The sequence below is a fragment of the Rhodococcus sp. AD45-ID genome (assembly GCF_003023755.1).
Classification (GTDB): Bacteria; Actinomycetota; Actinomycetes; order Mycobacteriales; family Mycobacteriaceae; genus Rhodococcus_F; species Rhodococcus_F globerula.
In genome coordinates this window covers 149,673-172,490 of sequence record NZ_PYHL01000002.1, presented here as the reverse complement: position 1 = coordinate 172,490, position 22,818 = coordinate 149,673, and the positions used below count along the sequence as shown (strand labels likewise).

Below are 22,818 nucleotides of genomic sequence, written 5' to 3'. Positions count from 1 at the left end.
ATCACCCGTGTTCTGGCGGGCACCGACCATCGTTACGAAACTCCCTCTACAAGGCTTTCCGGCGTGGTGCCCAACACGTCTGCGATATCTTCCGCTGACACGGCGCCGACTCGCAGAATACGGGGCGAGTCGGCGGTCAGATCCACGATCGTCGACGCCACCGCGTGTGCTGCCGGTCCGCCGTCGAGGTAGACGCTGGCCGAGCCGCCTAGCTGATCGCGAGCCTCGTCGACCGTGGTGGCCGGTGGACGTCCGGAGATGTTGGCGCTCGAGACGGCAAGCGGTCCGACGTCGCGCAGCAATTCCAATGCGACGGGGTGCAACGGCATGCGAAGCATGACCGTTCCCCGCGTATCGCCGAGATCCCAGGCCAGTGAGGGTGCTTGTTCGACAACCAGACTCAGCCCGCCCGGCCAGAATGCGCGAACGAGATCGCGTGCCTGCGGACGGACGCTGTAGACGAGTCCGTCGATGGTGTTCCAGGATCCGACCAGAACGGGAACCGGCATGTCCCGGCCGCGCCCCTTGGCACGGAGGAGGCTCGTGACGGCCTCGCTGTCGAACGCATCAGCAGCCAATCCGTACAACGTGTCTGTCGGAAGGACAACCAAGCGGCCGGCTTTGAGTGCATTCTTAGCGGCAGCTAGACCTGCCGTACGGGTATCAATTTCACTACAGTCGTAAACGGTGCTCACTGGACCATCCTGTCACTCGGCATTCCGTGGTCTCGCTCACGCTGGGCTTCCACGTCGGTGGCGACGCGTCTCGCGACAACAAAACGGGGGCGACCGGCCAGGTCCGGATGCTGCTCCACTTCGCCGAACACCCGTCGACCGGAGAACAGTGCCGCGACGCCGTCGCCGTTGGTGTCGTCGTGCTCGATCCCGGCGGCGCCGCCGATCCGCAGCCAGCGTGCGATGTTGCTGATCATGGGTTTGATGACGGACAAACCGTCCGGACCACCGAAGAGAGCCGTGTGCGGGTCGTAATCCATGACCTCGGGCTGCAGCTGCGCCCCTTCGGGAATGTACGGCGGGTTGGAGACGACGAGGTCGACTTTGCCTTCGAGAGCCTGCAGCAGATTGCGATCGGTGACATCACCTTGATGAAGATGAATCGGGGTGTCCCCCGCTGTTTCACGGTCCGCGGCGTTGCGACGCGCCCACGCCAGCGCGGCGGGCTCTTTCTCCACGGCATGCACCACAGCGTCCGGTCTTGCCTCGGCGATGGACAGCGCAAGCACGCCCGAGCCGGTGCACAGGTCCAGGACAACCGGAGGCCTACTGCCGCATCCTTCGAGGAACGAGAGTGCCCAGCCCATCAGCAACTCGGTTTCGGGCCGCGGGATGAACACACCCGGACCCACGGCAACGTCGATATTGCCCATCGACGCGCTGCCGATGATGTGCTGCAACGGGATTCGTTTCGCGCGCTGCGCCACCATGCCGTTGAACGCCTCGATCACCTCGGGGTCGACCAACGGAATCAGGCCTAGGCGGGTGCGCTCTACCCCGAGCAGATGTGACGCCAGCAGTTCGACATCATTGCGTGGGCTGGGTACGCCGGCCGCGTCGAGCTCTTTGGCTGCCTCGATCAGCGCCAAACGGAGTGGGAGTCTGCTCACGCGTACAGCCTGCCACGCCTGAGAAATTCACGAGTTGTCATGTCGCCCGCCTATTCGGCTGCGAGGCGGGCCTCGCGGTCCGCCTTGCCCAGTGCGTCGAGGAGCGGATCAAGCTCTCCGTCGAGAACGGCGTCGAGGTTGTGCGACTTGAATCCGATGCGGTGATCGGTGATGCGGTTCTCGGGAAAGTTGTAGGTGCGGATACGTTCCGAGCGGTCGACGGTCCTGACCTGGCTCTGGCGTCCGGCGGACGCTTCCGCGTCTGCGGCTTCCTCCGCGACAACCTGCAGACGAGCAGCCAGCACCTGCATGGCGCGGGCCTTGTTCTGAAGCTGCGAGCGTTCGTTCTGGCACGTGACCACAATTCCGGTGGGCAGGTGAGTGATTCGTACCGCGGAGTCGGTGGTGTTGACGCCCTGGCCACCCTTGCCGGACGAACGGTAGACGTCGATGCGCAGGTCACCCTCGTCGATCTGAACCTGTTCGACCTCTTCGGGTTCCGGGTACACCAGGACACCGGCGGCGGAAGTATGCACGCGTCCCTGCGATTCCGTGACGGGCACGCGCTGGACGCGGTGAACGCCGCCCTCGAACTTGAGTCGTGCCCATACGCCGTCTGGGGTATCGGACTTACTCTTGATCGAAATGGTTGCTTCTTTGTATCCACCGAGATCGGAGACCGTCGCATCCAGGATTTCGACGCGCCAGCCGTGACGTTCCGCGTAGCGGACGTACATTCGGGCCAGGTCGGACGCAAAGAGTGCGGACTCTTCGCCGCCTTCACCCGACTTCACTTCGAGAACGACGTCGTCGCCGTCGTGGGGATCACGCGGGGCAAGTTGATCGGTCAGCGTCTGCTCGAGCTGTGCGACCTCGGCCTCGAGGTCCGGAATCTCCGCGGCAAAGCTGGAATCGTCGGCAGCGAGTTCACGCGCGGCTTCCAGATCGTCCTGCGCAGCAGTGAGCTTGTTGTACGTCGACATGATGGGCGAGAGCTCGGCGAACCGCTTTCCGACGCGGCGGGCCGCCGTCGGATCGTTGTGCAGCGCCGGGTCGGACATCTGCGCTTCGAGACCGGCATGTTCTGCCAGGATGTCGTCGATGGCCGAGGGCTTGGTTGCGCCTGCCATGGTTCGCTCCGCTCTGAGTTTTCGTTTCCTACGGTGCGCGCTTACAGATAATTCGACGCTACTACCCGGGAAACGCGCAAAACCGAGTGCAGGCACAAAAAAGCCGACGCCCGATCTGCACATGGCAAATCGGGCGTCGGCGGAACAGCTAGTCTTCGGTCTGAACCTTGCTGTCTGCGCGCTTGCCGTAGCGAGCCTCGAAGCGAGCAACGCGTCCACCGGTGTCGAGAATCTTCTGCTTGCCCGTGTAGAAGGGATGGCACTGCGAGCAAACCTCGACGTTGATGCGTCCGGACTCTTTGGTGCTGTGAGTCTCGAACGTGTTACCGCAACCGCAAACGACGGTGGTCGCTACGTAGGTTGGGTGGATTCCTGCCTTCATGGTGTCCCTTTCAATGGTCGCCGGGTCGACGTCGCCGATCGACATCGTGAACCGGAACCGGACTCGGCCGTTCAGTATGCCAGACGTGGTGGTAGAGCCGGTAATCCGCGTCTGAACTTTCTGAAGGAAGTGGGCTGTACGAATTCCATAACGCACTCCCCCGTCAGTTTGTTCCACAGACGGAAAAACCCCACAGCCAAATCGGCTGTGGGGTTCTTCTTTCGTGACCGAAGATCAGTCGTCGATTGCGCCCGGTGCGGTCTTGGAGACCTGCATCAGGAACTCGAGGTTGTTCTTGCTCTTCTTCAGACGGTCGATCAGCAGATCGATGGCCTGATGCGAGTCCAGCCCGGACAGCACACGACGCAGCTTGTGCAGCACAGCGGCTTCGTCGGGGCTCAGGAGCAGCTCGTCCTTACGCGTACCGGACGGGTTGACGTCCACAGCCGGGAACACACGACGTTCGGCGATCTTGCGATCGAGCTTGAGCTCGGCGTTGCCGGTGCCCTTGAACTCTTCGAAGATCACGGTGTCGCCGGTGGATCCGGTCTCGACCATCGCGGTAGCGATGATGGTGAGCGAGCCACCGTGCTCGATGTTGCGGGCAGCACCGAGGAAACGCTTCGGCGGGTACAGAGCCGTGGAGTCGACACCACCGGAGAGGATGCGTCCCGACGCGGGCGACGAGTTGTTGTACGCACGACCCAATCGAGTGATCGAGTCGAGCAGAACCACGACGTCCTTGCCCATTTCCACGAGACGCTTTGCGCGCTCGATGGCGAGCTCGGCGACCGAGGTGTGGTCTCCCGGCGGGCGGTCGAAGGTCGAGGAGATAACCTCGCCCTTCACGCTTCGCTGCATGTCGGTCACTTCCTCGGGACGCTCGTCCACGAGGACGACCATGAGGTAGCACTCCGGGTTGTTGGTCGCGATGGCGTTGGCGATCGCCTGCAACACGCTGGTCTTACCGGCCTTGGGCGGGCTCACGATCAGGGCGCGCTGGCCCTTACCGATGGGCATCACCAGGTCGATGACACGCGTCGTCAGAATGTTCTGCTCGGTCTCGAGACGCAGACGCTGGTTCGGGTAGAGCGGCGTGAGCTTGTTGAACTCGGGACGCTTCTTCGCAGCCTCGACATCACCACCGTTGACGGTGTCGATACGCACCAGCGGGTTGAACTTCTGACGCTGATTGCTCTGGTCGCCGTCACGGGAGACCCGGACAGCACCGGTGATGGCGTCGCCGCGGCGCAGACCGTTCTTGCGGATCAGATTCATGGAGACGTAGACGTCGTTGGGTCCGGCGAGGTATCCCGACGTACGCACGAACGCGTAGTTGTCGAGTACGTCGAGGATGCCGGCTACCGGCTGCAGGACGTCGTCCTCGCGGATCTCGGTCTCGCGTGACTCGCTGGGTGCACCGCCCTCGCCGCGTTCGCGGCCACGGCCACGACGCTCACGGAAGCGGCGTCCGCGACGTCCGCGGCCACCCTCTTCGTCGTCGTCCGGACCGTTGTTGCGGTTGTCAGTGCGAGGGCCGGCGTTGTTCTGGCCGGCATTGCTCTGATTTCCGCGATCCTGACGATCTTGACGATCCTGGTTACCGCGCTGGCCCTGGTTGTCGCGCTGACCTTGGTTGTCGCGCTGTCCCTGGTTGTCGCGCTGTCCCTGGTTGTCGCGCTGTCCCTGGTTGTCGCGGTTGTTGCGCTCGCGGCGGGGACGCTCGGTGGTCTGCTCGGCAGAGCCGGACTGTTCGGAATCGGTCCGGGTCTCGGCGCGCTCGTTCTGCTTACGCTCGACGGGTGCTTCAGTTGCCGGTGCTACAGCGGCCGGTGCCGACTCCTGCTCGATGTTCAGCTCGCCCTGGTCGGGTGAACCGGCGCGACGTGCAGCGCCGCGACGCTGACGGCCACGACGAGGGGCTCCCGCCTCGGCTTCTTCGGACGTGTCGGTACGCGTGGCTGGTGCTGCTGCGGCGGGCTCGGCTGCGGGAGCTTCGACAGGAGCCGGAGCTTCGGCAGTTTCGGTGCGCGCGGCGCGAGTGCTCTTGGCGCGTGTGCGGGCAACCGGTGCGTCGTCGAGCGTGAGTTCACTCTGAGCGGGTGCCGCCTTGGCGCTGCCGCCCTGACGTTCCTTGATCGCGGCGATCAAGTCGCCCTTGCGCATCCCGGAAGTGCCCTTGATGCCCAGTTCACCGGCAAGACTGCGCAGTTCGGTGAGCACCATGCCGGAGAGCCCGGCGCCACGACGTGCGTCGGCACGCTTCGTGGAGGTCGCCACCGCACCACTGGGTGCTGAAGATGACGCCTGAGAATTGTCGCCTGACTGCGCCCCAGCGGAATTCGCCTTGGGTGCAGTGGTGGCGATGAGGTCCGTATCGGTCACGGAGGTCCTTTCCTTCCCTCACTTGCGCGGCGCAGAGTCGAGGGTTCGTCCCGAAGTTTCGATTGATTACCGAACTCGGAGGTGCCGTACTTAGTTGCATGTCGAGAGTTGCATGTCAAGAACTACCGGCTTGCCCGTCATCAACATGGCCGTCGGAAACCGGTGCTCGAACCGCCCCTGTTTCAAACCGACATGCTGTCGCACACCTGCCGCGACTGACGAAACATCGACGGATTGTGCCGTCGAGGATTCAGACCTTCCCGAGAAGGTACAAGTGCGAGGATCACGTCAAGGATTGTGGACCCCAATTCCCGACTGGGTAGGAGTTTGGCCCCTTGATGATGCACCGGCGACTGACGCGCACGATGTACGGACATTGCCAGGATAGCGCCGATCCACGAGTCCGGCAAGATTATCCGAAACCCGCGTGTGTCACTTCACTTCCCTGGCAACCGGGCGGGAGCCAACTCAGTCCAGGGTCGGACGAACCTCGACACCGGAAGCAATCTCGAGTTCGAGAACTCGGAGACCGTCGGCTCGCGCCGCCTCAGCCAACTGCTCGGGCAACGGTTCCGTGCTCAGCGCGAGCACGGTGGGGCCTGCGCCGGAAACGGTAGCCGCGATACCGGCCTCACGAAGAATCGAGATCCATCGTGTTGTCAACGGCAACGCGGGCGCGCGCTGGCTCTGATGCAGACGATCTTCGGTGGCTGCCATCAACAGATCCGGACGCGTCGTCAGGGCGACGACGGCCAGAGCGCTGCGGCTTGCGTTGAACGACGCATCCTGGTGCGGAACCATCTCGGGAAGCAGTCCGCGGGTGTGCGCGGTGGAGGATCGTTCTTCCGGAACCAGTGCTACTGCACGGATATCGGGATGAACGTCGAGTTTTGCGGCCGAGTAGATCGGCTCGTCGCCATCAACGATGGACGGGCAACTCCACGACACCACTGCGCCGCCCAGGACACTCGCCGACGCATTGTCCGGGTGCCCTTCGAACTCGGAGGACAACTGGACCAACTGCTCGTCGGTAAGGCCGATCTCGGCGTCGAGTGCACGGGCCAATCCGTTTGCGGCAGCAAGTCCGCCCACTGCCGCCGACGCGGACGAACCGAGCCCACGCGAATGCGGGATCACGTTGCGGCACAGCACATCCAGGCCACTGGCCCACACACCGGCAGCTTCGAGTCCGCGCTCGATGGCCCGAACGACCAGATGCGAAGGGCCCCAGGGCACGTCTGCGGCACCCTCACCTTCGACCTGGATATTCAGGCCGGAATCCGTTGTGGTGACCACGATTTCGTCGTACAACCCCAGAGCCAAGCCGAGGGTGTCGAACCCCGGCCCCAAGTTTGCACTCGAGGCCGGGACGCGTGCGGTCACCGAAATACCGACAGGCAGGGTTCTGGTCATGTCAGATACCGGATTCCGCGGAGTGGTTGACGAGTCCACGGACACTATGCAAGCTCGAGGGCAGCCGCAACGGCAACGGGATCAACACCGATGGGCTCGACGTTCGGCATGCCCTTCAGAGCGGTATCGGGATCCTTGAGGCCGTTACCGGTCACGGTGCACACGACGGTCAGTCCGGGCTCCAGCCATCCTTCGGCGCGGGCTGCGAGGAGCCCGGCAACGCTCGCTGCCGACGCCGGCTCCACGAAAACGCCTTCGGTGGCAGCGATCAGACGGTAGGCCTCGAGGATCTTCTCGTCGGTTGCGGCGCGGAATGCGCCGTTCGACTCTTCCTTGGCCGCGACAGCGCCGTTCCAGGATGCGGGAGAACCGATCCGGATTGCGGTGGCGATGGTCTCGGGATCCTTGACGGGCGCACCGTTGACCAGCGGTGCGGCTCCGGCTGCCTGCACGCCGAGCATGCGGGGCCTGACCGTGGTCAGACCGTCCGCGTAGTACTCGGAGTATCCGCGCCAGTACGCCGTGATGTTTCCGGCGTTTCCGACCGGGAGTGCGTGAACGTCGGGAGCCTTGCCCAGGACGTCCATGATTTCGAATGCCGCGGTCTTCTGGCCTTCGATGCGTACCGGGTTCACAGAGTTGACGAGACCGATGGTCGGGAACTCCGCAGTGGTCTTGCGTGCCAGCTCGAGGCAGTCGTCGAAGTTACCCTGGACCTGAATGATCTTGGCGCCGTGCATGACTGCCTGAGCGAGCTTGCCCATGGCGATCTTGCCCTGCGGGATCAGGACAGCGCAGGTCATTCCGGCCTTGGCGGCGTACGCGGCAGCCGAGGCAGAGGTGTTGCCGGTGGAGGCGCAGAGCACGGCGCGCTGGCCACGAGCGAGGGCGTCGGTGACGGCCATCGTCATGCCGCGGTCCTTGAACGAACCGGTGGGGTTGAGGCCCTCGACCTTGAGGTAGACGTCGCAACCGGTGATTTCGGAGAGATGACCGGCCGGCAGGAGCGGGGTGCCGCCCTCACGCAGGGTGACGGTCTTCCAGTTGTCGCCGATTGCCAGACGATCCCGGTATGCCTCGATGAGTCCCGGCCAAGCTTTGTGGACGGGATTGACGATGCCGGTCATTGTTCAGTGCCTTCCAGTCGCAGCACGCTGGTCACAGCGGTGACGAATTCGAGTTCGTTGAGGGCCGCCACGGTTTCGGAGAGAGCCGCGTCGGTTGCTACATGAGTGACGACCACCAGGCGGGCGCCGGCGCCGGCACCTTCCTGACGGACGACGGAGATGCTCACGCCGTGCTTGGCGAACTCGGCGGCGACTGCGGACAGCACGCCTTCCTTGTCCGCCACCTCCATGTTCACGTAGTAGCGCGTGAGGATGTCGCCCATCGGAGCGACCTTGAGCTTGGCGTACTTGGATTCGCGGGGGCCGCGGCCACCGTGAACCTTGTTGCGCGCCGCCATCACGAGATCACCCATCACCGCGGAAGCGGTGGGAGCGCCGCCTGCGCCCTGGCCGTAGAACATGAGTCGGCCGGCGTTTTCCGCTTCCACGACAACGGCATTGAATGCGCCGTTGACGGTGGCGAGCGGGTGAGTGAGCGGAACAAGCGCTGGGTAGACCCGCGCGGAGATCCGTTCCTTGCCCTTGGGCGTGACGATTCGCTCGCAGATCGAGAGCAGCTTGATCGTGCAGTCGAGTGCCTTCGCCGACGCCAGGTCCGCGGAGGTGATGGTGGAGATTCCTTCGCGGTACACGTCGGCGGCGGTGACGCGGGTGTGGAACGCGATGGACGCGAGGATCGCGGCCTTTGCTGCGGCGTCGTAGCCTTCGACGTCTGCGGTCGGATCGGCTTCCGCGTATCCGAGGCGGCCGGCTTCGGCGAGGGTTTCCTCGTAGTCCGCGCCCGTTTCGGCCATCGCGGAGAGGATGAAGTTGGTGGTGCCGTTCACGATTCCGGCAACCTTGTTGACCCGGTCGCCTGCGAGCGACTGCGTCAGCGGGCGGATGACCGGGATCGCGCCGGCGACAGCCGCCTCGAAGTACAGGTCGACCGAGTTCGCTTCGGCTGCCTCCGCCAATTCACCGGTGTGGTCCGCGAGCAACGCCTTGTTGGCGGTGACGACGGACTTGCCCGAATTGAGCGACGAGAGGATCAGCTTTCGCGGCAGCTCGATTCCGCCGATCACCTCGACGACGATGTCCACGTCCTCGCGGGCGACGAGAGATTCTGCATCCGTCGTCTGCATGTCCTCGGGAATACCGCGGTCGGAGCCGATACGACGAACGGCAACTCCCCGCAGCTCCAACGGAGCGCCGACGCGAGCTTCGAGCTCCTCGGCCTGCTCACGAATGATGCGGACGACTTCACTTCCGACGTTACCGAGGCCGAGAACGGCCACACCGATAGCGCGATGCGCCGATTGGCTCGTCACTGCGATACCTCCAAGCTGAGCAGATCTTCCACTGTTTCCCTCCGCAGAATCACGCGTGAAACTCCGTCACGCACCGCCACCACGGCTGGGCGGGTGAGCAGGTTGTACCTGCTCGACATCGAATAGCAGTATGCACCGGTCGCTGCTACCGCAAGTAAATCACCAGGTCCGACGTCCTCGGGCATCCAGGTGTCCCGAATGACGACGTCACCGGATTCACAGTGCTTTCCGACAACACGTGCAACAACAGGATCGGCCTCGGATGTACGTGAGACCAACTTGGCTTCGTACTCCGCACCGTAGAGCGATGTGCGGATGTTGTCGCTCATGCCGCCGTCGACGCTGATGTAGCGGCGTGTCAGTGCGCTGCCCACCGTGACGTCCTTGATGGTGCCGACCTCGTAGAGCGTCACCGTGCCTGGTCCGGCGATGGCGCGGCCGGGTTCGACGGCCAGTGTCGGCTCGGGCAGTCCGGCCAGTGCCGATTCGTTGCGCACGATGTGGCCGAGCTTGGCTGCGAGTTCGTCGACGGGCGGCGGGTCGTCGGACGGGATGTACGAAATTCCCATGCCGCCACCGAGGTCGATTATCGAGATCTGCTTGGTCTTCTCGACGCCGAACTCCGCGACGACGTCGCGAAGCAGCCCGATGACGCGATGGGCTGCCACCTCGAAGCCGTCGACGTCGAAGATCTGCGAGCCGATGTGGCTGTGCAGTCCGACGAGGCGCAGGTTGTCGGCGGCGAAGACGCGGCGCACTGCGTCGATTGCCGCTCCCCCGGCCAACGAGAATCCGAACTTCTGATCTTCGTGTGCGGTGGAGATGAATTCGTGGGTGTGCGCTTCGACGCCGACGGTCAGGCGGATCAGCACGTCCTGGACAACTCCGGCCTCACCGGCGACGCGGTTGAGGCGTTCGATCTCGACTGCAGAGTCGAGGACGACGTGACCGACACCAGCAGCAACACCGGCCGTCAGCTCGGCGACGGACTTGTTGTTGCCGTGCATGGCAATTCGCTCGGCCGGGAAATCGGCGTGCAGTGCGATTGCCAATTCGCCACCGGAGCACACGTCGAGTGACAGACCTTCGTCGGCAACCCAGCGTGCGATCTCACCACACAGGAATGCCTTGGATGCGTAATGCACCTTGGCATCCGGGCCGAACGCTCGCGCCATGTCGCGGCAGCGTGAACGGAAATCGTCTTCGTCGATGACAAACAGCGGCGTGCCGTACTTCTCGGCAAGCTCGCTGACCTTGACACCTGCCAGGGTTACTTCGCCGTCGTCGCCGCGAGCCGCGTTGCGCGGCCACACCTGCGGCGAGAGTTCACCGAAAGCCTCGGGACTGGTGGGACGGTCGGGCAGACCGGGGGCCTGCAACTGCTCGGCATGCTTGGGGCCGGCGGGGTGCGCGTTCACATCTGCTCCGGTGCTGTGACGCCGAGCAGTTCGAGGCCGTTGGCCAGGACCTGCCTGGTGGCGGCGCAGAGTGCCAGACGCGCGCGGTGCACGTCGGTTGCGTCTTCGTCGCCTTGCGGAAGGATGCGGCACGCGCCGTAGAAGCGGTGGTACGCACCCGCGAGTTCTTCGAGGTAGCGAGCAATACGGTGGGGCTCACGCAGGTTCGCTGCACTGGACACGACGCGAGGGTATTCGCCGATCGTGCGAATGAGATCGCCCTCCTGCTCGACCGTGAGCAGGGCGAGGTGGCTCGCGTCGGCGGAAAGTCCGAGGTCTGCGGCGTTGCGGGCGATCGCGGAGAGGCGGGCATGCGCGTACTGGACGTAGTAGACCGGGTTCTCGCTGCTGGTCTTGGTCCAGAGATCGAGGTCGATGTCGATGCTGGAGTCGACGGACGAGCGGATCATGACGTAACGCGACGCGTCGACGCCGATGGCTTCGACCAGGTCGTCGAGGGTGATGACGGTGCCTGCGCGCTTGCTCATCTTGACGGCGGAGCCGTCCTTGACGAGGTTGACCATCTGTCCGATCAGGACCTCGACGGTGTCCGGGTCGTCACCGAACGCGGCAGCGGCGGCCTTGAGCCGACCGATGTATCCATGGTGATCGGCGCCGAGCATGTAGATGCACAGATCGAAGCCGCGGGCGCGCTTGTCCTGGAAGTAAGCAATGTCACCGGCAATGTAGGCAGCGTTGCCGTCGCTCTTGATGACAACGCGGTCCTTGTCGTCGCCGTAGTCGGTGCTCTTGAGCCACCAGGCACCGTCCTCGTGGAACAGGTTGCCCGAGCTTTTCAGGGACTCGACTGCCTTTTCGACTGCGCCGGATTCGAAGAGCGAGTTCTCGTGGAAGTACACGTCGAAGTCGACACCGAAGTCGTGGAGCGTCTGCTTGATGTGCGTGAACATCAGATCGACGCCGATGGCGCGGAAGGTTTCCTGCTGCTCGTCGGCAGGCAGGTCCATGACGTCCGGGCGCTGCTCCATGACGGTCCGAGCGATGTCGGCGATGTAGGCGCCGGCGTAGCCGTCCTCGGGTGCCGGTTCGCCCTTGGCCGCGGCGATCAGCGAACGCGAGAAGCGGTCGATCTGGGCGCCGTGGTCGTTGAAGTAGTACTCACGTGTGACCAGGCCGCCCTGCGCGGACAGGATGCGTCCGAGCGCGTCTCCGACTGCGGCCCAACGGGTTCCACCGAGGTGAATCGGTCCGGTGGGGTTGGCGGAGACAAATTCGAGGTTGATCTTCTTGCCGGCGAGGGAATCGCCCGAGCCGTACGACGGACCGGCTTCGAGAACCGATACGACGATCGCGCCCTGGGCGTCCTTGTCCAGCCGGATGTTGAGGAAGCCAGGTCCGGCGATCTCGGCGGATTCGATTCCGTTGGCTGCGGTCAGCGCTTCGGCAAGCCAGCCCGCCAGCTCGCGCGGATTCGTGCCGACCTTCTTGGCTACCTGCATGGCAATGTTGGTGGCGTAGTCGCCGTGCTCGGGGTTGCGAGGACGCTCGACTGTCAAGGTTTCTGGGAGCACCGAGACGTCGAGGCCGCGTTCGGCTAGGACGCTCGCAGCGGTTCCGCGGAGCAGTTCGGCAAGGTCAGCTGGAGTCACAGGTATTCATCTTATTGCCTGCACACTCGAGGTGGAGACTCGCCTCGCGCCGGGCCGCCTGCGGGTAGGCTGACGACCGATTTGGGCGTGTCGCACGCCACTCTCCCAGATTGCCCTCAGACTCGGAAAGTACAGTGGTAATGCCCGAGCTACCGTCACGTACGTCCGACGGGAGGGTCTGCTGCATATTTGCCCACACACCGAAAGAGCCCAATCGATGCCAAGCGGTTCGGATAGTCGCGGTCCCAATAATAAATCCGGGGCCAAATCAGCCAAAGCCATCAAGGCTGCCAACAAGGGTGGCCGTCCGGCCAAGAAAGGCAAGGGAGGCGTTCCCGCCCCTCGCCAGATCCCGTGGCTGACGATCGGCGCCGGTGCGCTCGTGCTTGCACTGATTGCAGTGCTCGCCGTCAACTTGTGGCCGAAGGTCGAGGAGCAGCAGGCGCTGGAGCCCTATAAGTACAGCTCCGAGAACAAGGATCCGTCCGACAAGATCGACGGTGTCCTCAAGATCGAGTACCCGGCCGGTCAGCACGTCGAGGCCACGCAGCGCGTCGCCTACGACCAGACCCCGCCGTTCGGTGGACCGCACGACTCCACGTGGGCGAACTGCACCGGCACCGTGTACGCGGACCCGATCCGGACCGAGAACGCAGTCCACTCCCTCGAGCACGGCGCAATCTGGATCTCGTACAACCCCGATCTTGTCGACCAGGACCAGATCGACAGCTTGGCGACACGCGTCAACGGCAAGTCCTACATGCTGATGTCGCCGTACCCGGGCCAGAGCAGCCCCATCTCGCTCCAGTCGTGGGGCCATCGCCTCGAAGTCGACAACGCCGACGACGAGCGCATCGACCAGTTCATCACCGCGCTGAACCAGAACCCGAACACCTACCCCGAGGTCGGCGCCAGCTGCTCCAACCCGCTGTTCAGTCCGGAAACGTCACCGTTCGATCCCACCGCTCCGGGCCCCGACGCCGTTCCGATGGACGGCGCAGGCACCACGGCAGCTACCGACGAGCAGATTCCCGCGGGTGGATAACGTGCCAGACACCGACCAGCCGTCGAAGCCCAGTCAGCGCACCGCGCTGCTGATCATCGGGTTGATCGGCGCTATCGCAATCGGCTTCGCCCTTGGTGCGCTCACCAACATGTTGGGTCCCGACGCCGAGTCCTCACTGACTGTCCCGGCATCGGACTCCGTCGATGTGGGCTTTGCGCAGGACATGAGCGTGCATCACAGCCAGGCCGTCGACATGGCATCCATCGCGCTGACGAAGTCCACCGACAACGACGTACGCACGTTGGCCTACGACATCTTGACCACGCAGCAGAATCAGCTCGGCCAGATGCAGGCCTGGCTGACGATGTGGGACCAACCCCTCAGCAAGGTCGGCCCGTACATGGAGTGGATGTCGTCCGACTCGTCCGGGCACAGTTCGCACGGGACCTCGAGCACGATGGACATGGATCATTCGAGCCCGGTCGACACCATGCCTGGCATGGCGTCACCCGAGGACCTGGCCGCACTGCGCGCCGCGTCCGGCACCGAACTCGACGTCCTGTTCCTGCAGCTGATGTTGCGTCACCACGAGGGCGGACTCCCGATGATGGAGTACGCCGCAGCCGATGCCACCGAGGGCCCTGTGCGGTCCCTGGCACAGACGATGGTCGACACGCAGCAAAGCGAGTCCGCACTGATGACCAGCATGCTGGCCGCGCGCGGAGCCGCTCCACTGCCGATGAATTAATCCGGCTCTTTTCCAGACCCGAACTGGGCCTGGTCCTGATCTACTTCAGGACCAGGTCCAGTTTTCTATTTCCGGCATGTCCTCGAGGTGTTCGACGATGTAGCGGGAATGCTTCTCCAGCTGCGACCGACAGAATTCGGCCAGCTCCGGAGATCCGGCCGTTCGCCGCTTCGAGCGTCGTAGTGCCTCGATCACCAGGTGGTAGCGGCTCATTTTGTTGAGCACGACCATGTCGAACGGTGTTGTGGTAGTTCCTTGTTCACTGAATCCCCGAACGTGGAAACGCTCCGGCGACGGCCGCCCGTGCATGAGCTCGTGAATTGCGCGGGAGTAGCCGTGGAACGCGAACACGACGTCGGTCTGCGCGGTGAACAGATCGAGGAAGATTCGCTCACCGAATCCGTGTGGGTGCTCGGTCGGCGTCAGCAACGCCATGAGGTCGACGACGTTGACCACCCGCACCCGTAGGTCCGGAGTGTGCTCTCGGAGCAGTTGGGCGGCGGCAAGAATTTCTTGTGTCGGAACGTCTCCCGCTGCCGCGAGCACAACATCCGGCTCTTCGCCGTGAACTTCCGTTCCCGCCCACTCCCACACCGAAGCACCGGCAGCGCAGTGCGCGTGTGCCTGCTCGAGTGTGAGGTACTGCAGATGTGGCTGCTTGTCGACGACGATCAGATTCACGTGATCAGTGCTGCGCAGGCAGTGATCCGAAATCGACAGCAACGTGTTGGAGTCCGGCGGCAGCCACACACGGATAACACTGGGCGCCAAAGGAATCACGGCGTCGATCATTCCCGGGCCCTGATGGCTGAAACCGTTGTGATCGTTACGCCAACACGTACTTGTGAGCAGTACGTTGAGCGACGCCACCGGAGCGCGCCACGGCAATTCGACTGCATGTTGGAGCCATTTGGCGTGCTGGATGAGCATCGAGACGCTCACCATCGCAAAGGCCTCGTAGCTGGCGAACATTCCGTGCCGGCCGGACAACAGATAGCCTTCGAGCCAACCCTCACACAGGTGCTCGCTGAGCACTTCCATGACTCGTCCGTCTGTGGAGAGTCCGTCGTCGAATTCGGTGATCGGCAATTGCCAACAGCGCTCGGTTGTCTCGAAGACGGCGCCGAGTCGGTTACTCGACGTCTCGTCCGGACAGAAGAGTCGGAAGATTCCGCCGCCGTCGTCGGTTTCGGTGGCGGCGTAGACGTCTCGGAGCAATTCCCCGAGCACCCTGGTGGTCTCGTGGAACGTCGAACCCGGCGATTCGATGGGCAGCGCGTACTTCTCGAGGGCCGGCACGGGAAGGTCGACGCGCAGGCGCCCACCGTTGGCGTACGGCGTGCTACCCATCCGCTTGTCGCCGGCAGGGGCCAACGCGGCCAGGTCGGGTCGCAATGATCCGTTAGCGTCGAACAACTCGTCCGGCCGGTAGGAACGCATCCACTCTTCGAGTTGGCGCAGATGCGCTTCGTTGGTGCGCACTCCCGACAGCGGCACTTGATGCGCCCAGTGGGTACCTTCCACCAATTTCCCGTCAACCGTGTGCGGCCCTGTCCACCCCTTGGGCGTGCGCAGGACAATCGCCGGCCATTTACCCGACCACTCCTCGCCGCCGCGCGCCTTCGCCTGCCGATCACGAATCGTGTTGTGAGCATTGACTATTGCTCGGTACAACTGCGGGAAGACCGCACCGGGATAATCTCCGGACACAACAACGGGATCCCACCCCTGACCGCTGAGAAACGCCTTGACATCCTCGTCGCTGCTGCGCCCGTACACCGTCGGTCCCGCAATCTTGGCGCCGTTGACGTGCAGGATCGGCAGCACCGCTCCATCGCGACGCGGATTGAGGAAGGCCGGGAGTTTCCACGATCCCGACAACGGACCCGTTTCCGCCTCACCGTCACCGATGACACATGCCACCAACAAGTCCGGATGGTCGAACGCGGCGCCCGCCGCGTGTGCGAGCGCGTACCCCAACTCGCCACCTTCGTGAATGCTGCCGGGAGTCTGCACGCTGACGTGACTCGGCACACCGCCCGGAGCCGAGAACCGTCGGCACATCCGATGAATGCCCTCACCGTCCGCCGGTACGTCGGGATAGATCTCCGAGTACGTCCCTTCCAGGTACGTCGACGCGACCAATGCCGGTCCGCCGTGTCCGGGCCCCGTCACGTACAGCCAATCCGCGTCGGTGGCAACGATATGCCGATTCAGCAACGTGTAGATCATCGACAAACCCGGACTGGTTCCCCAATGCCCGAGCAGTCGGGGTTTGATGTGCTTCGCTTGCAACGGTTCTCGCAGCAAAGTGTTGTCCTGCAGGTAAATCTGCGCGACGGTCAGATAGTTCGCGGCTGCCCACCACTGCAGGTCCAGCTCGAGATCGTCGTCGGAATACTGATGATCGGTCATCGTCGACTCCCGTACTTCACGAGGGTGCCCGAGCGGTCCGCCCGAACCTGTGCCCAGAGGCGAGCCTAGGTGCAAACCGCACGGATGTCTTAGTTACCGACGCTCGACGCATTCTTATGTGGGGCCGGTTTGACCACATACGGGTGTGATGCGCTACGCTAACGCAGCCCAAGTCGGCACACCGATTTTTATCGGTGCGCCCCCGTAGCTCAGGGGATAGAGCGTTCGCCTCCGGAGCGAAAGGCCGCAGGTTCGAATCCTGCCGGGGGCACCACGACAGCGCAGGTTTTCTTACCGGCTGCGCGTCTCGGTGCCACATTTTTCGGGCCTCATTTCTCAGCGACTACCGTTGGCAGCATGCCGCGCCGCGATTCTGCCCCGACCTACACGATGCGTCAGCTTGCCGCGTTTGTGGCGGTAGCAGAGACCGGAACCATCACCGCTGCCGCCGATCTCATGCACCTCTCCCCCTCGGCACTGTCAGCGTCCATCACCGAACTCGAACGCGCCCTGAAAGTTCAACTGTGCGTTCGTCGTCGATCATTCGGCGTACAACTCACTCGCACCGGCGAATCCGTTCTGGTGCGCGCACGCGCCCTCCTGCAACAGGCCGACGAACTCGAGTCCGACGCACTCGGAACTGCCGGCACCGTTTCCGGGCCCATTGCGATCGGGTGCTACCCCGCATTGGGGCCGACAATTCTGCCGTCGATGATCGCCGGCTTCACACGCACCTACCCGGCAACACAGGTGGAGTTTCGCGAGGACAACCAGAACCGACTGCAGACCCATCTGGAAAACGGCGAGTTGGATCTTGCGATCGCGTACGACCTGGATCTCTCGTCGGAACTGCGCACGATTCCGTTGACCACCCGACAACCTCTGATCGTCTTGGGCGCCGAGCACCCGTTGGCGCAATCGGAGAACCCCATTCATCTCCCTGATCTCGCCAAGTTTCCGATGGTCCTCCTCAACGCGCCACCGAGCACCAAACACGCACTCGACGTGTGTCGCCTCGGCGGGTTCGTCCCGGACGTTGCCTACCGAACCGGGAACTTCGAGACGGCGCGAGCCTTTGTCGGGCGCGGTCTCGGCTGGACGCTCCTGCTCCAACGCCCGAAGATGGACATTACGTACGAGGGCCTCGAGGTAGTCGTGAAAACGATCGGATCGCCTGCAGTTCCTTCGGTGGACGTAGTGCTCGCCTGGCACCAGGACGCACGCCTCAGTCGAGTGGCACGAAGTTTTATAGAATTCGTTTCACAGCAGGACGATCGCCAATAACGACCCGACCAGGACAAATCTCTCCTTCCATCATTTTTCCGTGGAAGAACCTCCAATTCTTTAGCTTTTCAAGTGTTGTGGCGCGCGTCATTGTGTCTTCAAGCGATATTCATGTCGAAAGGCAATTCATGACCTCCACCGCCACGCCGCATACGGTGCGCGCTGCCGCGAGCGCCAAAGCGCGCAAAGCCGCCCTCGGCAGCTTTGTCGGCACCGCCATCGAGTGGTACGACTTCTTCATCTACGGCACCGCTGCGGCGCTTGTACTCGGCACGCAGTTCTTCCCCGGCACGTCCGAACTCGCCGGAACCTTGGCCGCCTTCGCGACACTCGCCGTAGGATTCATCGCGCGCCCCATCGGCGGAATCGTGATGGGACATTTCGGCGACCGCATCGGACGCAAGTCCATGCTCGTACTCTCGCTGCTCCTGATGGGCGGCGCGACCGTTGCCATCGGCCTGCTGCCGAATTACGACTCTATCGGCGTCTTTGCGCCCGTCCTCCTCGTGACATTCCGCTTCATCCAGGGCCTGGGCGTCGGCGGCGAATGGGGTGGAGCAGTCCTGGTTGCGACCGAAAATGCACCAGAAGGCAAGAAGGGCCTCTACGGCGCGGCGCCGCAGATCGGCGTGCCGGCCGGTGTGCTGATGGCCAACCTCGTGTACCTGCCGCTCGCCGCGTTCATGGACGACAGCACCTTCAACTCCTGGGGTTGGCGAATTCCGTTCCTGCTCAGCGCTGTTCTGGTGGGCGTCGCGATGTGGATTCGACTCGGACTCGAGGAAAGTGACGAGTTCACCGCGTCCAAGGACGACGCTCCTGCGGAGACACTGCCGATCCTCGAGGTGCTGACCAAGCACTGGAAGACCGTGCTGCTCGCCGGTGGCACCTTCATCGCCACCAACGGAATCGCGTACGCGTACATGGTGTACGTCCTCAAGTACGGCGAGAAGGAACTCGGATTCAGCAAGACCACGATGCTGTTCCTGCTCATCGCGTCCTGCCCCTTCTGGATGGCCGGAATGGCATTCAGCGCGCACAAGTCGGACTCGATCGGACGCCGAACCGTCTACATCCGTAGCTCCATCGCGTTGGTCGTCGCCGCGGCAGCATTCTTCCCGCTCATGGACACCGCGATCATCCCGGCGATGTTGTTTGCGATGATCGGCCTTGGCTTCACGCTCGGCTGCTGCGCCGGCCCACAATCCGCGCTGTTCGCCGAACTGTTCCCCGCCCACATCCGCTACAGCGGAGCGTCGCTCGGCTACCAGATCGGTGCCATCCTCGGCGGCGGCCTGGCCCCGATGATCGCCACCGCACTCTTTGCCGGATTCGGCACGTCGCTCGCCATCACCGTCTACTTCGTGGGAATCGCCGTGATCAGCCTCGTCTCGATCCTGTTGCTCCCCGAACCTTCTGCCGCACAGAAAGCCTCGTGATCATGTCGACTTACTTTCATCCGAAGAAGTACGCCGCCGAGGATTTTGCGTCCCTGGCTCCGTCGGCCGACGCGCTCCCGGTAGTGATCGTCGGCGCCGGCCCCGTCGGCATGGGCGTTGCCATGGGCTTGGCCCAGCGCGGCATTCCCGTCACAATTCTCGAAGCGGCAGATCAGGTTTCGTTCGGCAGCCGCGCAATCTGCGTGTCGCGGCACAGCCTCGAAGTTGCCGAGCGTCTCGGCTTCGGCGCCGAACTCGAAGACATCGTTCTGCCGTGGGTGGGTGGCCGGAGCTACTACCGTGATCAGGAAGTGCTGCACTTCCGCATGGCCTCCGCCGATCACGATGCGCGCGGCCCCATGGTCAACGTGTCGCAATCCGAGTTCGAGCAGATCATGACGGACAAGCTGCTCGCTCACCCCCTCGTGAACTTCCACTGGTCGTCGTCGATCGCGGGCATCGCGGCCGGCGACGACGAGGTGACGTTGACCGTCGACACCGCGTTCGGAACTCGCGAACTCCGTGCCGCCTGGGTCGTTGCCGCCGACGGTGGCCGTAGCAAGATGCGCGAACTCAGCGGAATCCGCCTGCAGGGCAACAGCTACGAGGGCAACTACGTCATCGCGGACATTCATTGGGAATCGGAACTACCGGCCGAGCGTCTGGTGTGGTTCGACGCGCCGAGCAACCCGGGTTCCACGATCATCATGCACCGCCAGCCGCGTGACATCTGGCGCATCGACTACCAACTCGACGCGTCGGACGATCCCGAGGCGGAGACGCAGGAAGATCGCATCCGCGACCGCATCACGCGCCACCTCGAATGGCTGCAGAGCGACATCCCGTGGACCCTCGAATGGTTCGGTTTCTACCGCGCTCATGCACTGGCCTTGGAAGATTTCACGCACGGCCGCGTGCTGTTTGCCGGCGACGCAGCGCATCTCGTCCCTATCTTCGGTGTTCGTGGCCTCAACTCCGGCATGGAAGACGCCGAAACCCTGGTGTGGCAGTTGGCCTCCGTCATCAACGGAGCGTCCGATACCGCCATCCTCGACGCGTACTCGACGGAACGTCGCAGCGCGTGGCAGCAGAACGTCGACAATGCAGGCAAGTCGACGCTCATCATGTCCCCGGGTAGCCACGGACACCGAACCACTCGCGACGCGGTGCTCGAACTCGCCACCACTCGAGGCGAATTCGCGCACCTGATCAATCCGCGCCAGTCGAGCGCAACACACGCCCACCTCTCACCGCTGACGTGGCCAACCACTCCCGGCACCCAAGGCGTCCTGCCCGGCGATCCGCTCGAAGACAGGATCGTCGAGGTCTCGGCGGGCGGCTCGGAAACCTCCTTGAATCGTTTGCGCGGTACGGGATTCGGTGTGCTGGCCTTCGGCCTGTCGGCTGAATTGGCTTCCGAACTCGCCGCGCAGGCCGACGTTCTTGCTCGCGCACTTGCACCGGAAACCGTGCGGGTAATCACCGTGGGCGGTGCCGATGCCACGGTCGACGACGCTAGCGGTGACCTTGCTTCCGCCCTCGGTGCTCGCGTCGGCGAGATCTTCGTCATCCGCCCCGACGGTTTGGTTCTGTGCCGGATCAGCGATCCCGCACAATTGGGCGATGTAGCCAAGCATCTCACCGCCGGAACTGCGCCGACCCACTTCGACGCGGCAGTGTCCGTGACAGCTGCAGCGGTCGGAGACGATGCCCGTCGTGAGCACGTGTGGTTGGCACTCTCCAACGCACTCGATCAGGCCGAGCCGGCTGATCGTGAAGGCATGTTGGTGCGCCTGGCCATGATCCTCGGTTCGCAGGCGAGCACTGCCGACTTCGACAGTGCTCTTGGGTCCGCTTCCCGCTAGTCCACGATTCACACGTTCAGCCGCGCAGGAATTCTCCTGCGCGGCTGAACTTTTTTACTAGGAGACGGGCGTCAACTCCTTCTCCGCATCGGTGCGCTTTCCACGTACCGATCTTCCCCGCACCAAGGGCGAAACGGTGATGGCCAAGCCCACCAGCGCAACGCCGGTAACCAGGATCAGTCCGGGATGGAACTGTTGGAACCCGGCAGTCCCCGCGCCAGTCGCGGTGTGCGAGCCAGCGGTGACCAGGGCCGTCGTCAGTGCCAGCACAAGGGCCGCACCGACCTGAGCCGACGTGTTCACCAGACCCGAGGCCAAACCTTGCTCCGAGTCGTCGACGCCAGAGGTTGCCTGAGCCATGATCGAGGTGTAGCCCAAGGCAAATCCAAGGCCGAGCAGAATGACGCTGGGCAGAATTGCCACGACGTACGACGGTGAATCACTCCCGGCAAACAGGAACCAGAGGTACCCGACGCTCAGCGACGTCAGTGCCGCGATGATGAGTGTGGCACTGCCGTACAGGTCGACCAACCGTCCGACAAACGGCGAACCGAAGGCAACGATGATGCCGGCGGGGAGCAGTGCCATTGCCATCTTCAGGGGCGACCAGCCGAGGGCGGACTGCAGGAAGATCGTCATCATGAACTGGAAGCTCAGATAGGACCCGAAGAGCGCGATGATGGCGAGATTCGCGCGGACGATGCTGCCGACGCGCAGAAGTCCAAGGCGCACAAGCGGGTGCGCCACCTTCTTCTCCACGACGAAGAACGTCGCCAAGAGCACCGCTGCCACGGCAAACGACCCCAAGGTCATCGGGTGCGCCCAACCACGAGTCGGAGCCGAGACCATCGTGTAGACCGTGAGCAGCATTCCCGTCACCAACGTGACGGCGCCAACCAGGTCGTGTCCGCCGTTGTCCGCGGGACGGTCCCGCGGAATGAGGAAGTACCCACCGATCAGCGCGATGACAGCGAAGGGCACCGGCATCAGGAACGTGAATCTCCAACCGGCGCTGGTCAACAGCCCGCCGAGAATCAGTCCGGACGAGTAGCCGCTGGCACCGAATACCGAGAACACGGACAGCGCCCGGTTACGGGCCGGACCTTCTTTGAACGTCGTGGTGAGGATGGACATCGCGGTCGGAGCGGTGAACGCGGCAGCGAGTCCCTTCACGAATCGTGATGCGATCAGCAGTGTTCCGTTGTCGACGAGGCCACCGACCAGCGAGGCGATTGCGAACACGGTGAGAGCGATCAGGAAGACCTTCCTACGCCCGAGGAGGTCGGCGGTGCGTCCACCCAGTAGCAGCAGTCCGCCGAATCCGAGGACGTAGCCGTTGATGATCCACTGCAGCGAAGTAGTGGAAAGGCCCAGTTCATCGCCGATGGACGGTAGAGCGACGCCCACCATCGACACATCGAGACCGTCGAGGAACAACACGAGGCAGAGCACCGCGAGGATGCCCCACAGCTTGAGGGACCAACCCTCCCCTGTGGCCGGATCCGTGGATTCCGTAGAACCCGGGGATTTCGGCGAATCGAATGGTTTGAGTGTCGAGTCTGTGCAAGTCACGTCAGCGAGAATAGATGCACATGCACTTAATGCACAAGCATTTAATGCAAT

The 22,818-nt window shown here is 63.4% G+C and carries 17 protein-coding genes and 1 tRNA gene; 6 read left to right on the top strand and 12 right to left on the bottom strand.

What is annotated here, in order from left to right:
- Window positions 1–32: 32 nt before the first annotated feature.
- From C7T36_RS16950 to argS, 10 genes are all read right to left on the bottom strand, one after another.
- Window positions 33–695 (bottom strand): L-threonylcarbamoyladenylate synthase, encoded by a 663-nt coding sequence (locus C7T36_RS16950; protein WP_045071320.1) that lies wholly within the window; start codon window positions 693–695, stop codon window positions 33–35.
- Window positions 692–1,624: a peptide chain release factor N(5)-glutamine methyltransferase gene (gene prmC / locus C7T36_RS16945; RefSeq protein ID WP_033236098.1), complete on the bottom strand. Its 933-nt coding sequence runs from the start codon at window positions 1,622–1,624 to the stop codon at window positions 692–694. Before prmC ends, C7T36_RS16950 begins: the two co-directional genes overlap by 4 nt.
- Window positions 1,625–1,674: 50 nt before the next feature.
- On the bottom strand, window positions 1,675–2,754 hold the full coding sequence (gene prfA, locus C7T36_RS16940) for a peptide chain release factor 1 (RefSeq protein WP_045071323.1): 1,080 nt from the start codon (window positions 2,752–2,754) through the stop codon (window positions 1,675–1,677).
- Between the two features lie 148 nt (window positions 2,755–2,902).
- Window positions 2,903–3,136: a 50S ribosomal protein L31 gene (gene rpmE / locus C7T36_RS16935; protein ID WP_033236138.1), complete on the bottom strand. Its 234-nt coding sequence runs from the start codon at window positions 3,134–3,136 to the stop codon at window positions 2,903–2,905.
- A gap of 234 nt (window positions 3,137–3,370) precedes the next feature.
- Window positions 3,371–5,521, bottom strand: coding sequence for a transcription termination factor Rho (gene rho / locus C7T36_RS16930; protein ID WP_045071324.1), 2,151 nt, complete (start codon window positions 5,519–5,521; stop codon window positions 3,371–3,373).
- 468 nt (window positions 5,522–5,989) lie between these two features.
- The gene (gene thrB, locus C7T36_RS16925) at window positions 5,990–6,934 is read right to left on the bottom strand and encodes a homoserine kinase (protein WP_033236137.1); all 945 of its coding nucleotides are present in this window, start codon (window positions 6,932–6,934) and stop codon (window positions 5,990–5,992) included.
- Between the two features lie 44 nt (window positions 6,935–6,978).
- On the bottom strand, window positions 6,979–8,061 hold the full coding sequence (gene thrC / locus C7T36_RS16920; protein WP_033236095.1) for a threonine synthase: 1,083 nt from the start codon (window positions 8,059–8,061) through the stop codon (window positions 6,979–6,981).
- Window positions 8,058–9,371 carry a homoserine dehydrogenase gene (locus tag C7T36_RS16915; protein WP_033236094.1) on the bottom strand — a complete coding sequence of 438 codons (1,314 nt, stop codon included), beginning with the start codon at window positions 9,369–9,371 and terminating at the stop codon, window positions 8,058–8,060. Before C7T36_RS16915 ends, thrC begins: the two co-directional genes overlap by 4 nt.
- Window positions 9,368–10,789 carry a diaminopimelate decarboxylase gene (lysA, locus tag C7T36_RS16910; protein WP_033236093.1) on the bottom strand — a complete coding sequence of 474 codons (1,422 nt, stop codon included), beginning with the start codon at window positions 10,787–10,789 and terminating at the stop codon, window positions 9,368–9,370. The genes C7T36_RS16915 and lysA overlap by 4 nt, the downstream gene beginning before the upstream one ends.
- Window positions 10,786–12,438, bottom strand: a complete 1,653-nt coding sequence (gene argS, locus C7T36_RS16905; RefSeq protein ID WP_045071326.1) for an arginine--tRNA ligase — start codon at window positions 12,436–12,438, stop codon at window positions 10,786–10,788. The genes lysA and argS overlap by 4 nt, the downstream gene beginning before the upstream one ends.
- Before the next feature lie 217 nt (window positions 12,439–12,655).
- Here argS and C7T36_RS16900 point away from each other — a divergent pair, with 217 nt between their 5' ends.
- Window positions 12,656–13,483: a DUF3105 domain-containing protein gene (locus tag C7T36_RS16900; RefSeq protein WP_045071329.1), complete on the top strand. Its 828-nt coding sequence runs from the start codon at window positions 12,656–12,658 to the stop codon at window positions 13,481–13,483.
- A 1-nt stretch (window position 13,484) separates the two neighbouring features.
- Window positions 13,485–14,192: a DUF305 domain-containing protein gene (locus tag C7T36_RS16895; protein WP_375128975.1), complete on the top strand. Its 708-nt coding sequence runs from the start codon at window positions 13,485–13,487 to the stop codon at window positions 14,190–14,192.
- A gap of 45 nt (window positions 14,193–14,237) precedes the next feature.
- On the opposite strand, the gene C7T36_RS16890 is transcribed toward C7T36_RS16895, so the two are convergent.
- Complete coding sequence (locus tag C7T36_RS16890; RefSeq protein ID WP_045071335.1) at window positions 14,238–16,607, bottom strand: phosphoketolase; 2,370 nt, start codon at window positions 16,605–16,607, stop codon at window positions 14,238–14,240.
- A 198-nt stretch (window positions 16,608–16,805) separates the two neighbouring features.
- On the opposite strand from C7T36_RS16890, the gene C7T36_RS16885 reads away from it, so the two are divergent.
- The 4 genes from C7T36_RS16885 to C7T36_RS16870 all read left to right on the top strand — a co-directional run bounded on the left by C7T36_RS16885 (window position 16,806) and on the right by C7T36_RS16870 (window position 21,195).
- A tRNA-Arg gene (locus tag C7T36_RS16885) sits at window positions 16,806–16,881 on the top strand.
- An 83-nt stretch (window positions 16,882–16,964) separates the two neighbouring features.
- On the top strand, window positions 16,965–17,891 hold the full coding sequence (locus tag C7T36_RS16880) for a LysR substrate-binding domain-containing protein (protein ID WP_033236088.1): 927 nt from the start codon (window positions 16,965–16,967) through the stop codon (window positions 17,889–17,891).
- 128 nt (window positions 17,892–18,019) lie between these two features.
- The gene (locus C7T36_RS16875; RefSeq protein WP_033236087.1) at window positions 18,020–19,330 is read left to right on the top strand and encodes an MFS transporter; all 1,311 of its coding nucleotides are present in this window, start codon (window positions 18,020–18,022) and stop codon (window positions 19,328–19,330) included.
- 2 nt (window positions 19,331–19,332) lie between these two features.
- Window positions 19,333–21,195 (top strand): FAD-dependent monooxygenase, encoded by a 1,863-nt coding sequence (locus C7T36_RS16870; RefSeq protein ID WP_033236136.1) that lies wholly within the window; start codon window positions 19,333–19,335, stop codon window positions 21,193–21,195.
- A 57-nt stretch (window positions 21,196–21,252) separates the two neighbouring features.
- Here C7T36_RS16870 and C7T36_RS16865 read toward each other — a convergent pair whose 3' ends face one another.
- Window positions 21,253–22,767 (bottom strand): MFS transporter, encoded by a 1,515-nt coding sequence (locus C7T36_RS16865; RefSeq protein WP_033236086.1) that lies wholly within the window; start codon window positions 22,765–22,767, stop codon window positions 21,253–21,255.
- Between the last annotated feature and the right edge of the window lie 51 nt (window positions 22,768–22,818).